The organism is Streptomyces sp. NPDC090445 (assembly GCF_044769385.1).
In the GTDB taxonomy this organism is placed as follows: Bacteria; Actinomycetota; Actinomycetes; order Streptomycetales; family Streptomycetaceae; genus Streptomyces.
In genome coordinates this window covers 178,815-192,951 of sequence record NZ_JBIVXV010000002.1, presented here as the reverse complement: position 1 = coordinate 192,951, position 14,137 = coordinate 178,815, and the positions used below count along the sequence as shown (strand labels likewise).

At 68.7% G+C, this 14,137-nt stretch carries 14 protein-coding genes and 1 riboswitch; of the genes, 11 read left to right on the top strand and 3 right to left on the bottom strand.

The features are described from left to right. Positions 1–113 precede the first annotated feature (113 nt). From coxB to ACIQUT_RS05570, 4 genes are all read left to right on the top strand, one after another. On the top strand, positions 114–1,085 hold the full coding sequence (coxB, locus tag ACIQUT_RS05585) for a cytochrome c oxidase subunit II (protein ID WP_403559773.1): 972 nt from the start codon (positions 114–116) through the stop codon (positions 1,083–1,085). Beyond that, positions 1,082–2,806, top strand: a complete 1,725-nt coding sequence (gene ctaD, locus ACIQUT_RS05580) for a cytochrome c oxidase subunit I (protein ID WP_403559770.1) — start codon at positions 1,082–1,084, stop codon at positions 2,804–2,806. Before coxB ends, ctaD begins: the two co-directional genes overlap by 4 nt. Next, positions 2,803–3,201, top strand: a complete 399-nt coding sequence (locus tag ACIQUT_RS05575; protein WP_403559768.1) for a cytochrome c oxidase subunit 4 — start codon at positions 2,803–2,805, stop codon at positions 3,199–3,201. Before ctaD ends, ACIQUT_RS05575 begins: the two co-directional genes overlap by 4 nt. 129 nt (positions 3,202–3,330) lie before the next feature. Next, a complete protein-coding gene (locus ACIQUT_RS05570) occupies positions 3,331–4,578 on the top strand; it encodes an Ig-like domain-containing protein (RefSeq protein ID WP_403559765.1) in 1,248 nt (415 codons plus the stop codon). A 147-nt stretch (positions 4,579–4,725) separates the two neighbouring features. Here the strand turns inward: ACIQUT_RS05570 and ACIQUT_RS05565 are convergent, their stop codons facing one another. Beyond that, entirely contained in the window at positions 4,726–5,127 is a 402-nt protein-coding gene (locus ACIQUT_RS05565; protein WP_360632573.1) for a hypothetical protein, read from the bottom strand. A gap of 187 nt (positions 5,128–5,314) precedes the next feature. Here ACIQUT_RS05565 and ACIQUT_RS05560 point away from each other — a divergent pair, with 187 nt between their 5' ends. The 6 genes from ACIQUT_RS05560 (at position 5,315) to ACIQUT_RS05535 (ending at position 12,629) form a co-directional block, all read left to right on the top strand. Next, positions 5,315–5,935 carry a heme-copper oxidase subunit III gene (locus ACIQUT_RS05560; protein WP_179172919.1) on the top strand — a complete coding sequence of 207 codons (621 nt, stop codon included), beginning with the start codon at positions 5,315–5,317 and terminating at the stop codon, positions 5,933–5,935. Positions 5,936–6,012: 77 nt separating this feature from the next. Next, complete coding sequence (locus ACIQUT_RS05555; RefSeq protein ID WP_403559761.1) at positions 6,013–6,822, top strand: c-type cytochrome; 810 nt, start codon at positions 6,013–6,015, stop codon at positions 6,820–6,822. Continuing rightward, complete coding sequence (locus tag ACIQUT_RS05550; protein WP_403559759.1) at positions 6,819–7,877, top strand: Rieske 2Fe-2S domain-containing protein; 1,059 nt, start codon at positions 6,819–6,821, stop codon at positions 7,875–7,877. Before ACIQUT_RS05555 ends, ACIQUT_RS05550 begins: the two co-directional genes overlap by 4 nt. Then, positions 7,874–9,499 carry a cytochrome bc complex cytochrome b subunit gene (locus ACIQUT_RS05545; RefSeq protein WP_403559756.1) on the top strand — a complete coding sequence of 542 codons (1,626 nt, stop codon included), beginning with the start codon at positions 7,874–7,876 and terminating at the stop codon, positions 9,497–9,499. Before ACIQUT_RS05550 ends, ACIQUT_RS05545 begins: the two co-directional genes overlap by 4 nt. Before the next feature lie 147 nt (positions 9,500–9,646). Then, a complete protein-coding gene (trpD, locus tag ACIQUT_RS05540; RefSeq protein ID WP_403559755.1) occupies positions 9,647–10,711 on the top strand; it encodes an anthranilate phosphoribosyltransferase in 1,065 nt (354 codons plus the stop codon). Positions 10,712–10,801: 90 nt separating this feature from the next. After that, a riboswitch (SAM riboswitch) is annotated at positions 10,802–10,918 on the top strand. A gap of 244 nt (positions 10,919–11,162) precedes the next feature. Next, on the top strand, positions 11,163–12,629 hold the full coding sequence (locus ACIQUT_RS05535) for an aminotransferase class V-fold PLP-dependent enzyme (RefSeq protein ID WP_403559752.1): 1,467 nt from the start codon (positions 11,163–11,165) through the stop codon (positions 12,627–12,629). A gap of 109 nt (positions 12,630–12,738) precedes the next feature. Here the strand turns inward: ACIQUT_RS05535 and ACIQUT_RS05530 are convergent, their stop codons facing one another. Both ACIQUT_RS05530 and ACIQUT_RS05525 read right to left on the bottom strand, forming a co-directional pair. Then, entirely contained in the window at positions 12,739–13,020 is a 282-nt protein-coding gene (locus ACIQUT_RS05530) for an Lrp/AsnC family transcriptional regulator (RefSeq protein ID WP_403559749.1), read from the bottom strand. Continuing rightward, positions 13,017–13,754 (bottom strand): rhomboid family intramembrane serine protease, encoded by a 738-nt coding sequence (locus ACIQUT_RS05525; RefSeq protein WP_403559746.1) that lies wholly within the window; start codon positions 13,752–13,754, stop codon positions 13,017–13,019. Before ACIQUT_RS05525 ends, ACIQUT_RS05530 begins: the two co-directional genes overlap by 4 nt. Before the next feature lie 115 nt (positions 13,755–13,869). Here ACIQUT_RS05525 and ACIQUT_RS05520 point away from each other — a divergent pair, with 115 nt between their 5' ends. Next, a complete protein-coding gene (locus ACIQUT_RS05520; protein WP_403559743.1) occupies positions 13,870–14,109 on the top strand; it encodes a hypothetical protein in 240 nt (79 codons plus the stop codon). Positions 14,110–14,137: the final 28 nt, after the last annotated feature.

Below are 14,137 nucleotides of genomic sequence, written 5' to 3'. Positions count from 1 at the left end.
AGTAGGGTTTGGTCCGCATAAACATCCAAACCCCTGCCTGCGTCAGGGCCGGCGACCGACCCGAACACGGCCGCGGCCGGCCGCGCGGGCCGAGACTCTCGGGAAGGCGCTACGTGAGTCCCTACGGCTCCGACCGCTCGCCGCGGCGCCCGATGCGGCGGAAGCTGCTGCAGGCGCTGACTGCGGGCGTTGTTCTGGCGACCGCCACTGGTTGCTCGTACAACTGGGAAGACTTCCCCCGCCTCGGAATGCCCTACCCCGTCACGGAGGAGGCGCCTCGCATCCTTTCCCTGTGGCAGGGGTCCTGGGCGGCTGCTCTTGTCACCGGCATCCTGGTGTGGGGCCTGATCCTGTGGAGCGTCATGTTCCACCGGCGCAGCCGGACCAAGGTGGAGGTCCCCCCGCAGACCCGGTACAACATGCCCATCGAGGCGCTGTACACCGTGGTCCCGCTCATCATCGTCTCGGTGCTGTTCTACTTCACCGCGCGTGACGAGTCCAAGCTCCTCGCCCTCTCGAAGCCGGCGCACACCATCAACGTGGTCGGTTTCCAGTGGAGCTGGGGCTTCAACTACATCGAGAACGTCGACGGCGACGGGGCGACCCCGAAGGGCGGCAAGGCTCCCAAGGAGCTGGCCTCCATTCCGGACCGCTTCACCAAGGACTTCCCGGCGGGCGCCGAAGGCGTCTACGACAAGGGCATCCCCGGCGACAAGAACCTGGAGACGGGCAACCCGGGTCCGACCCTCTGGCTCCCCAAGGGCGAGAAGGTCCGCTTCATCCTGTCCTCGAACGACGTCATCCACTCCTTCTGGGTGGTTCCGTTCCTCTTCAAGCAGGACGTCATCCCGGGCCACACCAACGTCTTCGAGGTCACGCCTTCCCAGGAGGGCGTCTTCATGGGCAAGTGCGCCGAGCTCTGCGGTGTCGACCACTCCCGGATGCTCTTCAACGTCAAGGTCGTCTCGCCCGAGGAATACCGGGCGCACCTGAAGGAACTGGCCGAGAAGGGGCAGACCGGCTTCCTCCCGGCCGGCATCAAGCAGACTGACCCGGCCCGGAATGCGGAGACGAACAAACTGTGAGCATCCTCAACGAATCCCAGGGTGCCGCCGCCGACTCGTATGAAAACGAGCTGCCGGTGCGGCGCAGGCAGCCCGGCAGCGTGGTCGTGAAATGGCTGACCACGACCGACCACAAGACCATCGGTACGCTGTACCTGGTCACGTCGTTCGTGTTCTTCCTGATCGGCGGCGTGATGGCGCTCTTCATGCGCGCCGAGCTGGCCCGTCCGGGCACGCAGATCATGTCGAACGAGCAGTTCAACCAGGCGTTCACCATGCATGGCACGATCATGCTGCTGATGTTCGCCACGCCGCTGTTCGCCGGCTTCGCGAACTGGATCATGCCGCTGCAGATCGGCGCGCCCGACGTGGCGTTCCCGCGGCTGAACATGTTCGCGTACTGGCTGTACCTCTTCGGCTCGACCATCGCGGTCGCCGGCTTCCTCACCCCGCAGGGCGCCGCCGACTTCGGCTGGTTCGCCTACTCCCCGCTGTCGGACGCGGTCCGCTCGCCGGGCATCGGCGCCGACATGTGGATCATGGGTCTGGCCTTCTCCGGCTTCGGTACGATCCTCGGCTCGGTCAACTTCATCACCACGATCATCTGCATGCGCGCTCCGGGCATGACGATGTTCCGCATGCCGATCTTCACCTGGAACGTGCTGCTGACCGGTGTCCTGGTCCTGCTCGCCTTCCCGGTCCTGGCCGCCGCGCTCTTCGCGCTGGAGTCCGACCGCAAGTTCGGCAGCCACATCTTCGACGCGGCCAACGGTGGCGCACTGCTGTGGCAGCACCTCTTCTGGTTCTTCGGACACCCAGAGGTGTACATCATCGCCCTGCCGTTCTTCGGCATCATTTCCGAGGTCATCCCGGTCTTCTCGCGCAAGCCGATGTTCGGTTACATCGGTCTGATCGCGGCGACGATCGCGATCGCCGGCCTCTCCGTGACGGTGTGGGCGCACCACATGTACGTCACCGGCGGTGTGCTGCTGCCGTTCTTCTCCTTCATGACCTTCCTGATCGCGGTACCGACCGGTGTGAAGTTCTTCAACTGGATCGGCACCATGTGGAAGGGCTCGCTGTCCTTCGAGACCCCGATGCTCTGGGCCGTCGGCTTCCTGATCACCTTCACCTTCGGTGGTCTGACCGGCGTCATCCTGGCCTCGCCCCCGATGGACTTCCACGTCTCCGACTCGTACTTCGTCGTCGCGCACTTCCACTACGTCATCTTCGGCACCGTGGTCTTCGCGATGTTCTCCGGCTTCCACTTCTGGTGGCCGAAGTTCACGGGCAAGATGCTGGACGAGCGCCTCGGCAAGATCACCTTCTGGACGCTGTTCGTGGGCTTCCACGGCACGTTCCTGGTGCAGCACTGGCTGGGTGCCGAGGGCATGCCGCGCCGTTACGCGGACTACCTCGCCGCCGACGGCTTCACCGGCCTGAACATGATCTCGACGATCAGCTCGTTCCTGCTCGGCCTGTCGATGCTGCCGTTCATGTACAACGTGTGGAAGACCGCCAAGTACGGCAAGAAGATCGAGGTCGACGACCCGTGGGGCTACGGCCGTTCGCTCGAGTGGGCGACGTCCTGCCCGCCGCCGCGGCACAACTTCCTCACGCTGCCGCGTATTCGCAGTGAGTCGCCCGCCTTCGACCTCCACCACCCGGAGATCGCGGCCCTCGACCACCTCGAGGACCACGGCGCCAAGGCTGTCACCGGTGCCAAGGAGGCAGGCAAGTGAAGATCCAGGGCAAGATGTTCCTCTGGCTCTCCGCCTTCATTCTGATCATGGCCGTCGTGTACGGCGTGTGGTCGAAGGAGCCCGTGGGAACCACCGCGCTCTTCCTGGCCTTCGGCCTGAGCGTGATGATCGGCTACTACCTGGCCTTCACGGCCAAGCGTGTCGACGAGATGGCCCAGGACAACCTGGAGGCCGAAGTCGCCGACGAGGCCGGCGAGCTGGGGTTCTTCGCCCCGCACAGCTGGCAGCCGCTCTCGCTGGCCATCGGTGGTGCGCTCGCCTTCATGGGCGTCATCTTCGGCTGGTGGCTCATGTACTTCTCGGCCCCGATCATCCTGATCGGCCTGTGGGGCTGGGTGTACGAGTACTACCGCGGTGAGAACCAGAACCAGTAGCGGTATCTGCAGTACCCGGCCGGAAGGCCGGTGGTCCGGGGCCCGGACTCCTCGAACGGAGGAGTCCGGGCCCCTCTTTTGCAGTCACACCACGCGCCTTATTTGTCTGATTTTCATAGCCTTGGCCCCATGAAGCACTCACCGCGTCTCTGGACGGTCGTCGGCTGCTCCCTCCTGGCCGCGTCCGTCGGTGCCGGCGCCACCGCATGCGGGCCCGGCGACAACCCGCTGTCCGCCCGCCCCTACGACGCGGGCGACGAAGTCGCTTTCAACCAGGTCCGGGGCGGCCGCCCGGTCGACCACAACCGCCCCCTCGAAGTCACCGCCAAGGCCGCCGGGGGCGTCCGCATCACCGACGTCACCGCCGTGGACAGCCTCGGCCACCGCCTCGCGGGCGAACTCACCGCCAAGGGCGACCGCTGGCACAGCACCACCGCCATGGCCGCCGGAACCCGCTACACCGTCACCGTGAACACGGAGAACGCGCGGGGCGCTCCGGGGCAGCGCAGGCTGACGTTCGAGACCACTCCGGCCAAGAAGGTCCTGAAGGTCGCATTCGGCCCGCTGGACGGCAAATACGGCGTCGGACAGCCCATCACCGCCGAACTCGACGAGGCCGTCAAGGACCGGGCCGCCCGCGCTGTCGTGGAGCGCGGCCTGGTCGTCGACACCCCGCCCGGCGTCGAGGGCGCCTGGCACTGGGTGGACGACAAGCACGTGCATTTCAGGCCCAAGGAGTACTGGCCCGCCCACTCCACCGTTTCCGTACGGAGCAATCTGGAGGGGGTCAGGATCTCCAAGGACATGCACGGGGCCGCCAGCAAGCCGGTCACCCTGCAGATCGGGGACCGCGTCGAGGTCCTCACCGACGCCGCCACCCACCACATGACGTTCAAGCGCAACGGAGAAGTGATCAACACCATTCCGATCACCACCGGCAAGCCCGGCTTCTCCACCCGCAACGGGGTCAAGGTGGTGCTCGGCAAGCAGTACTTCGTCCGGATGCGCGGCGACACCGTCGGCATCGGCGGCAGCGAGAACTACGACCTGCCCGTCTACTACGCCACCCGTGTCACCTGGAGTGGTGAATACGTCCACGCCGCCCCGTGGTCCGTCGGCTCCCAGGGCTACGAGAACGTCAGCCACGGCTGCACCGGCATGAGCACGGGCAACGCGGCCTGGTTCTACGAGAACATCACCGAGGGCGACCTCGTGCAGGTCGTCAACAGCATCGGCGAGGACATGCCCGCCTTCGGCAACGGCTACGGCGACTGGAACATGAACTGGAAGGACTGGCGCCAGGGCAGCGCCCTGCTCAAGGACACCCAGGACGGCCGCAGTGTCGTCGACCAGGCCCGCCTGCGCCCGCGGGTCTGAGGCCCGCACCCGGCTCGGGCGGCCCCGGCTCGGGCGGCCCGCTACGGCCCCGGTGCGGCCGGGCCGCGGCCGGTGCGCAGGCCCCGTACGCGGCCCTGCGCACCCGCCGGCTCCGTACGCCGCGCCTGCCGCGCCCGCCGGCGCCCGCTACGCGTCCAGGGACAGCCGTGCGCGCAGCAGGCGCGCCAGGGCGTCCGCGAACTCCACCGGGTCGACCGGAAGCGTCACCGCCGCATCCGCGCGGCTCCAGGTGGCCAGCCAGGCGTCCTGCGGACGGCCCATCAGCAGCAGCACGGGCGGGCAGCGGAAGACCTCGTCCTTGATCTGCCGGCACACGCCCATGCCGCCGGCCGGAACGGCCTCGCCGTCCAGGACGCACACGTCGATCCCGCCCGCGTCCAGCTCGGACAGGACGGCGGGCAGCGTGGCGCACTCGGTGAACTCCACCGGCGGCAGGTCCGCGGCCGGCCGGCGTCCGGCCGCCAGGCGCACCTGCTGCCGGGTGTTCGCGTCGTCGCTGTAGACCAGAACCCGTGCAGTCGACCGCATTTCGTTCCTCCACGGTGCCGTGAATCACGTTGATGTTGCGCGGGATGCTACTCCTCCCGACCCGGTGTCAACATCGGTTCGCACACGCTCGCGCACGGTCGGCTGATGGGCCGTTCGGGCCCTGCACGGGGCCCGGACACTCCGAACGGCACCCCCCGGCGTGAGGGCCGGATAAGCGACCGACATAATGTCGGTCGTGGCGACAGCAACGACAGTAGATACCGGGCACGCGCACCCGACGGTCAATCGACCGAACCTCGTCAGCGTCGGAACCATCATCTGGTTGAGTTCCGAGCTGATGTTCTTCGCGGCCCTCTTCGCGATGTACTTCACCCTGCGATCGGTGACGGGTACCGAGTACTGGACAGAGCAGGCTTCGGCCCTGAATCTGCCCTTCTCGGCAACGAACACCACGATCCTGGTGCTCTCTTCTCTCACGTGCCAGCTCGGCGTCTTCGCCGCGGAGCGCGGTGACGTGAAGAAGCTCCGTACGTGGTTCATCATCACGTTCGTCATGGGCGCGATCTTCATCGGCGGCCAGGTGTTCGAGTACACCGAGCTGGTCAAGCACGAGGGCATGTCGCTCTCGTCCGGCCCGTACGGCTCGGTCTTCTACCTGACCACCGGCTTCCACGGCCTGCACGTGACGGGCGGTCTCATCGCCTTCCTGCTGGTCCTCGGCCGGACGTACGCCGCGAAGAGGTTCACCCACGAACAGGCCACGTCGGCCATCGTCGTGTCCTACTACTGGCACTTCGTCGATGTCGTCTGGATCGGCCTCTTCGCGACGATCTACCTGATCAAGTAGCGAGCACGTCACCGGGCCGGACCCGGCACCGACATCCAGAAACACCGACGCAGAAGATCCTGACACCGGGGTAATCCGTGAAAAAGCTCTCCGCACGACGACGCCATCCGCTGGCGGCGGTCGTCGTTCTACTCCTCGCGCTGGCGGCCACTGGGGGGCTGTACGCCGCCTTCGCCCCTGCGGGCAAGGCGCAGGCCGATGAAACCGCCCAGTCCCTCGCCATCGAGGAGGGCAAGAAGCTCTACGCCGTGGGTTGCGCAAGCTGCCACGGAACCGGCGGTCAGGGAACCACTGACGGCCCCAGCCTGGTCGGCGTCGGCTCCGCGGCCGTCGACTTCCAGGTGAGCACGGGCCGTATGCCCGCCCAGCAGCCCGGCGCCCAGGTGCCGAAGAAGCCCACCATCTACACCCAGGCGCAGATCGACCAGCTGGCGGCGTACATCGCCTCCCTCGGCGCCGGTCCGATCACGCCGACCGCGAAGCAGTACGACCCGGCCGGCGCCGACGTCGCGAAGGGTGGCGAGCTGTTCCGCAACAACTGCGCGCAGTGCCACAACTTCACCGGCGAGGGCGGCGCGCTGACCGACGGCAAGTACGCCCCGAACCTCGAGGACGTCTCGCCGAAGCACATCTACGAGGCCATGCTCACCGGCCCGCAGAACATGCCCTCCTTCCCCGACACGACGATGCCGGAGAAGCAGAAGAAGGACATCATCGCGTACCTCCAGAACGTGAACGGCGAGAAGTCGGTCAACCCCGGCGGCCTGAAGCTCGGCGGCCTCGGCCCCGTCTCGGAGGGCCTGTTCGGCTGGATCTTCGGTCTGGGTGCGCTGATCGCTGTCGCCGTCTGGGTCGCGGCCCACACCGCTAAGGCCAAGAAGTCATGAGTAGCCAAGACATTCCCGAAGAAAAGCACCTGCCGAGCGAGCAGGGCGACGAGCAGCACGCCGGTGTGGCGGTCGCGGAAGACCCGTTCGCCGACCCGGGCCTGCCGGTTCACAAGCCGCGCATCCAGGACATCGACGAGCGGGCCGCGAGGCGCTCCGAGCGCACCGTGGCGATGCTGTTCACGGTGTCGATGCTGGCCACCGTCGCGTTCATCGTGGCGTACGTGGTCATCCCGGTCGACAAGATCGTGTTCATCTTCCCCCTCGGGAAGATCAGCGCGCTCAACTTCGCCCTGGGCATGAGCCTGGGCGCGGCCCTCTTCTGCATCGGCGCCGGTGCGGTCCACTGGGCCCGCACCCTGATGTCCGACGTGGAGGTCGCCGACGACCGCCACGAGATCGCGGCCTCGCCCGAGGTCAAGGCGAAGGTCATGCAGGACTTCGCCGACGGCGCGAACGAGTCGGGCATCGCCCGCCGTCCGCTGCTGCGCAACACGATGCTCGGCGCGCTGGCCATGCTGCCGCTGTCCGCCGTCGTGATCATGCGCGACCTGGGCCCGCTGCCCGAGGACAAGCTGCGCCACACCCTGTGGGCCAAGGGCAAGCTGCTCATCAACCAGAACACGTTCGAGCCGCTGCGTCCCGAGGACGTCCCGGTCGGTTCGCTCACCTTCGTCATGCCCGAGGGCCTGGAGGAGGACGCGCACGACTTCAACAACGAGATCGCCAAGGCCGCCTTGATGATCGTCCGCATTCAGCCGGAGGACATCAAGGACAAGCAGGAACTCGAGTGGTCCCACGACGGCATCGTCGCCTACTCGAAGATCTGCACCCACGTCGGCTGCCCGATCAGCCTGTACGAGCAGCAGACGCACCACGTGCTCTGCCCGTGCCACCAGTCCACCTTCGACCTCTCCGACGGCGGTCGCGTCGTCTTCGGACCCGCCGGCCACGCGCTTCCGCAGCTGCGGATCGGCGTGAACCGCGAAGGCTTCCTTGAGGCGCTCGGCGACTTCGAAGAGCCCGTCGGTCCTGCATTCTGGGAGCGCGGATGAGTACCGCCACTGACACACAGCGCAAGGCGCCCGCCGGCGAGCGCGTGGCTGACTGGGCGGACGGCCGCCTGGGCATCTACAGCCTCGCCAAGGCGAACATGCGCAAGATCTTCCCGGACCACTGGTCCTTCATGCTGGGTGAGGTCTGCCTCTACAGCTTCATCATCATCATCCTCACGGGTGTGTACCTGACGCTGTTCTTCCACCCGAGCATGAACGAGGTCGTGTACCACGGCTCGTACGTGCCGATGCAGGGCGTCCGGATGTCCGAGGCGTTCGCCTCGACGCTGGAGATCAGCTTCGACGTCCGCGGTGGCCTGCTCATCCGGCAGATCCACCACTGGGCCGCGCTGATCTTCGTCGCCGGCATGGTCGTGCACATGATGCGCGTCTTCTTCACCGGCGCGTTCCGCAAGCCGCGTGAGGTCAACTGGGTCTTCGGCTTCCTGCTGCTGGTCCTCGGCATGTTCACCGGCTTCACCGGTTACTCCCTGCCGGACGACCTGCTCTCGGGCACCGGTGTCCGCTTCATGGAGGGCGCGATCCTGTCCGTGCCGGTCGTCGGCACGTACATCTCGTTCTTCCTCTTCGGCGGCGAGTTCCCCGGCGGCGACTTCGTCGCCCGGTTCTACTCGATCCACATCCTGCTGCTGCCCGGCATCATGATGGGCCTGCTGGTCGCCCACCTGATCCTGGTCTTCTACCACAAGCACACCCAGTTCGCGGGTCCCGGCAAGACGAACAACAACGTCGTCGGCATGCCGCTGCTGCCGGTCTACATGGCCAAGGCCGGAGGCTTCTTCTTCCTGGTCTTCGGTGTCATCGCGGCCATCGCGGCGATCGCCTCGATCAACCCGATCTGGGCGCTCGGCCCGTACCGCCCGGACCACGTGTCCACCGGTGCGCAGCCCGACTGGTACATGGGTATGCCGGAAGGCCTGATCCGTGCCATGCCCGGCTGGGAGATCAACCTGTGGGGCCACACGCTCGTCCTGGGCGTGTTCATCCCGCTGGTGCTCTTCCCGCTGGTCCTCGGCGCGATCGCGGTGTGGCCGTTCATCGAGTCCTGGGTCACCGGCGACAAGCGCGAGCACCACATCCTGGACCGCCCGCGCAACGCCCCGACCCGCACGGCCTTCGGTGTCGCCTGGATCGCGGAGTACATCGTGCTCCTCATCGGCGGCGGCAACGACATGTTCGCGCAGTACTTCCACCTCTCGATCAACAACATCACCTGGTTCGTGCGGATCGGCTTCTTCGCCGTCCCGGTGATCGCGTTCATCATCACCAAGCGCATCTGCCTCGGCCTGCAGCGCCGGGACCACGACAAGGTGCTGCACGGTCGCGAGACCGGCGTCATCAAGCGGCTCCCGCACGGTGAGTTCATCGAGGTCCACGAGACCCTCGACCAGGCCAAGCTGCACACGCTCACCGCGCACGAGCAGTACAAGCCGCGGGAGATCGGCCCGACGGTCGACGAGAACGGCGTCGAGCGCAAGGTCAAGATGGCGGAGAAGCTCCGCGCCAAGCTCAGCCAGGGCATGTACGGCGAAGGCAACCAGATTCCGAAGCCCACGGTGGAGGAGTTCAAGGAGATCCAGAGCGGCCACGGCCACCACTGATCCCGCGTGAGGGTCTGATTTCGGTCAGTCCCGGTGTCGCCCACGGCAAGAGCCCCGTCCAGCGTCTGGACGGGGCTCTTCGCCGTCTGCCCGGCCTGGATAGGCTGAAGGCCTTCCCATTCGACTGTGGACCCTCAGGAGCGGACCATGAACGTTGTGACCCCGGCAGGCGGCGACAGCGTGGCGGACCGGTCCTGGCCGGCCGTACTGGAAGCGCTGCTCTCGGGCCGGGACCTGCACGCCGACGACACGGCGTGGGCCATGGACCGGATCATGCGCGGCGAGGCCACCGACGCCCAGATCGCCGGCTTCGTGGTCGCCCTGCGGGCCAAGGGGGAGACGGTCGCAGAGATCAACGGCCTGGTGCGGGCCATGTACGGGCACGCCAACCTGATCGAGGTGCCCGGCCGGACCGTGGACATCGTCGGCACCGGCGGCGACGGCGCCAAGACCGTGAACATCTCGACCATGTCCTCCATCGTGGTCGCCGGCACCGGCGCCAAGGTGGTCAAGCACGGCAACCGGGCCGCGTCCTCGGCGAGCGGGGCCTCCGACGTGCTGGAGAAGCTCGGCGTCAACCTCGACCTGACCCCGGCCGGGGTGGTCCGGGTGGCCGAGGAGGCCGGCATCACCTTCTGCTTCGCCGTGAAGTTCCACCCCGCGCTGCGGCACGTGGCCCCGGCCCGCCGCGAGCTCGGCATCCGCACCACCTTCAACATCCTCGGCCCGCTGACCAACCCGGCACGGGTCCGGGCGCAGGCCACCGGCGTCGCCGACCCCCGGATGGCGCCCATCGTCGCGGGCGTGCTGGCGGAGCGCGGCTCCTCGGCCCTGGTGTTCCGCGGGGACGACGGCCTGGACGAACTGACCACCACCGCCACCTCCCGGGTCTGGTGGGTGCGCGACGGGCGGGTGCAGGAGCAGGCTTTCGACCCGCGCGACGTGGGCATCGGCCTGGTGGACGTCAAGGAGCTGGCGGGCGCCGACGCCTCGTACAACGCGGACGTCGCCCGGCGGCTGCTGGCCGGGGAGACCGGCCCGGTGCGGGACGCGGTGCTGCTGAACTCGGCGGCCGCCCTGGTCGCCGTGGACCCGGGCAGCGGCTCCCTGGAGGAGCAGATCCGGGCGGGCATCGAGCGGGCCGCGGAAGCCATCGACTCGGGTGCGGCACGGGCCGCCCTGGAGCGGTGGGTGGCCGCCAGCAACGCCTGACCTGACTGATCGTTTTCGGCCATGGCCCCGGTCCGGCATACGGACCGGGGTCTTGTGCGTGCGGCATCCTGTGGCAGGATGACTGACCAAGGTCACGAGTGACAGCGTTTTGGCCCCGGCTTGCTGTCCGGCAACCCTCCTTCCGTGGCGGGGTGCCCCGGGTGATGACCAGGCCGCGGGCAGCGAGGTCCGCGGCAAGCGCGGATCCCTCGACACCAGGGGTCCTGGTCTTCGAGGAGCTTTTTTCCGTGAGCAAGCGAATGCGATAGGGCGGCTCCGCCCCTTCTCCACCCCTCGGACCAGGCCCCTTCCCCGTGCGTACCCGGACACCCCCGTACGCCCCCGGCCCGTGCTCCGAGGCATTTCCCCGTCCCCCGGCCGGCCGCAGCGCCGTACCCGCAGACGGGTGACATCCGAAGCCGATTCCGCCTGCCCGCCGGGAGATACCGCCATGTCCGCATTCCTGAACGCCGCCACCGTCGCCACCGCTGTCGCCGCCCCCGCCCCCGCCCCCGTCGCCACTGCCTCTGCCTCTGCCTCTGCCGCCTCTGCTGTCTCTGCCGCCTGTGCGGCCGATGCCGACGGCGCCGCCTGTGCCGGGCCGCTCCCGGTCCTCGGCCGGGACGTCACCGTGCCGCTCGTCACCGGCGGCGAGGTCACCTACGCGGCCCTCGACTACGCCGCCAGCGCCCCCGCCCTCCAGCGCGTCTGGGACGACGTGGCCGCGTACGCCCCCTACTACGGCAGCGTGCACCGCGGGGCGGGCCACCTCTCGCAGCTCTCCACCGACCTCTTCGAGCAGAGCCGGGCCGCGGTCGCCGCGTTCCTGGACTGCCGCCCCTCCGACCAGGTGGTCTTCACCCGGTCCACCACCGACTCCCTCAACCTGCTCGCCGCCGCCCTCCCCGCCGACTGCCGGGTCTTCGTCTTCGAGACCGAGCACCACGCCTCGCTGCTGCCGTGGGACGGCGCGCAGGTCACGTACCTCGACGCGCCGCGCACGCCGGACGAGGCCGTGGCCACCCTGGAGCGGGCCCTGGCCGAACGGGACCCCCACGGCGCGGCGCTGGTCTGCGTGACCGGGGCCTCCAACGTCACCGGTGAACTGTGGCCGGTGAAGGAGCTCGCCGCCGCCGCGCACGCCCACGGCGCCCGGATCGTCCTCGACGCCGCCCAGCTGGCCCCGCACCACCCCGTCTCCGTCCGGGACCTCGACGTGGACTGGGTGGCCTTCTCCGGGCACAAGCTGTACGCGCCCTTCGGCTCCGGCGTGCTGGCCGGGCGGGCCGACTGGCTGCAGCAGGCGAAGCCGTACCTGGCCGGCGGCGGCGCCTCGCGGACCGTCGCCCGCCGCGAGGACGGCGGCGTCGACGTCGAGTGGCACACCACGGCCGCCCGCCACGAGGCCGGATCCCCCAACGTCATCGGCGTGTACGCCATCGCCTCCGCCTGCCGCGCCCTGACCGAGGCGGGCTTCGACCGGCTCGTCGCCCGCGAGCACGAGCTGACCGCACAGGTCCGCGCGGGCCTCGCCGGCATCCCGGAGGTCCGGATCCTCTCCCTGTTCGGGGACGACGCCCCGCGCGTCGGCGTCCTCTCCTTCGTGGTGGAAGGCTGGAACAGCTCCCACTTCGCCGCCGCCCTGTCGGCCGAGTACGGCATCGGGGTCCGCGACGGCCTGTTCTGCGCCCACCCGCTGGTGCGCACCCTGCTCGGCAGCGCCCCGCAGGAGCCCGGCGCGTGCGGGGCCCCGGAGGCGCCGGGAGAGAGGTCGCTGAACGCGATCCGGGTGAGCTTCGGCGCCGGGACCCCCGACGAGCACGTGGAGCGGTTCGTCCGCGCGGTCCGGGAGCTCGTCACCGAGGGCGCGCAGTGGCAGTACCGCACGCAGGAGGGCCGCTGCGTCCCGGCCGTATGACCGGCGCCGGGCCCGGCTGCTGAGCGGCCGCGCCCCGCACGGGCACGGGGAACTGCGCGATCAGCTCCCACCGGCCCGCGGTGTCATGACCGGGCTCCCCGCGGAGCGCTCAGGCGTCCAGGCCGATGGCGAAGGCGGCTTCCAGGTCGTGCTGGGAGTAGGTGCGGAACGCCACGTGGGTGTCCGTCGCCTCCACGCCGGGGATCTTGCTGATGCGGCCCGGGATGATGTCCGCCAGGTCGTCGTGGCGGTTCACGCGCACCAGGGCGATGAGGTCGTACGTCCCCGTGACGGAGTAGACCTCGCTGACGCTCTCCAGCGCGGCGATGGACTCGGCGATCTCGGGGATGCGGTCCACGCTGGTCTTGATGAGCACGATCGCGGTGATCATGGCTGGCTGTCTCCCTCGGTGGCCGTCGCTGGTCGCCTCACTCTAGTCGCACGCCGGTAGCGCACCCATGCGTGGACGAAGCCGAGGGAGAAGCCCACCAGGTGCGCCAGGTACGCCACCCCGGGGCCGCTCCCCGCCCGGTGCGCCGCCACCCACTGCAGGCCGAACCAGAACAGCAGCACGAGCCACGCGGGGAACCGCAGCGGCAGGAAGAACAGGAACGGGAACAGGCTCGTCACCCGGGCCCGCGGGAACAGGTACAGGAACGCGCCCAGTACCGCCGAGATCGCGCCGGACGCCCCGACGAGCGTCTCCCCGGAGGAGGCGTTGGCCGCCGCGTACGCCGCCAGCGCCAGGTAGCCCGTGCAGACGTAGAAGCAGAGGAAGGCGGCGCGGCCCATCCGCTCCTCCGCCATCGCCCCGAAGACGTGGAGGAAGAGGAGGTTGCCGAGCAGGTGCAGCCAGCTGCCGTGGACGAACAGGGCGGTCAGCGGCGTCAGCAGCGCCCGCGCGGACCCGCCGAAGAGCTCGGCCGGGACCACCCCCCAGTGCCGGAAGTGCGCGGTCCCCGTCTCCAGCAGCCGCTCGCCGGTTCCGTACGCCGGGTTCAGGCCGGAGGCCGGACCGAGCAGGAACACCGCGCAGCAGGCGGCGATCAGCGCGTGGGTGACCACCGGCCCCCGGGCGGCCTCGCGCACGGCCGCCCGCCACTTTACGATCATGCGATTGAGCATGACCCGACCGGCCCCTTCCCACGCCTCGGCAGGCCGTAGGGTTACGTGCTGCGGACCGCCGATTCCTGCAGACGGCGGCTTTAATTGAAAGAGCTACGAAGGAGAGTGCGGCCTGATGACGGTTCCCCTGCCGACCGACAGCACCCGGTGGCGCTGCACCCTGTGCGGCAACCTCACGCGTTTCGACGTCACTCGTTCGTCGAAGGTCGTGGAGTACGTCCACCTGGATCTTGCCGGGGAGCCCAAGGTCGAGGAGCGTGAGGTGGTCAGTGAGACCATCGAGTCGGTCCGCTGCCGCTGGTGCAACGCGGTGGACCGGATCGAACTTGTGGACAGGCCGGGCGCGGACTCCTGACGGAGCCGCGCCCCACCGAGAAGAACAC

Coding starts and splice junctions, on each gene's coding strand:
- ACIQUT_RS05535 (WP_403559752.1), top strand. CDS start 11,163: ATGTCCGCATTCCTGAACGCCGCCACCGTCGCCACCGCTGTCGCCGCC.
- ACIQUT_RS05570 (WP_403559765.1), top strand. CDS start 3,331: ATGAAGCACTCACCGCGTCTCTGGACGGTCGTCGGCTGCTCCCTCCTG.
- ACIQUT_RS05550 (WP_403559759.1), top strand. CDS start 6,819: ATGAGTAGCCAAGACATTCCCGAAGAAAAGCACCTGCCGAGCGAGCAG.
- ACIQUT_RS05565 (WP_360632573.1), bottom strand. CDS start 5,127: ATGCGGTCGACTGCACGGGTTCTGGTCTACAGCGACGACGCGAACACC.
- ACIQUT_RS05525 (WP_403559746.1), bottom strand. CDS start 13,754: ATGCTCAATCGCATGATCGTAAAGTGGCGGGCGGCCGTGCGCGAGGCC.
- ACIQUT_RS05545 (WP_403559756.1), top strand. CDS start 7,874: ATGAGTACCGCCACTGACACACAGCGCAAGGCGCCCGCCGGCGAGCGC.
- trpD (WP_403559755.1), top strand. CDS start 9,647: ATGAACGTTGTGACCCCGGCAGGCGGCGACAGCGTGGCGGACCGGTCC.
- ACIQUT_RS05520 (WP_403559743.1), top strand. CDS start 13,870: ATGACGGTTCCCCTGCCGACCGACAGCACCCGGTGGCGCTGCACCCTG.
- ACIQUT_RS05560 (WP_179172919.1), top strand. CDS start 5,315: ATGTCGGTCGTGGCGACAGCAACGACAGTAGATACCGGGCACGCGCAC.
- ACIQUT_RS05530 (WP_403559749.1), bottom strand. CDS start 13,020: ATGATCACCGCGATCGTGCTCATCAAGACCAGCGTGGACCGCATCCCC.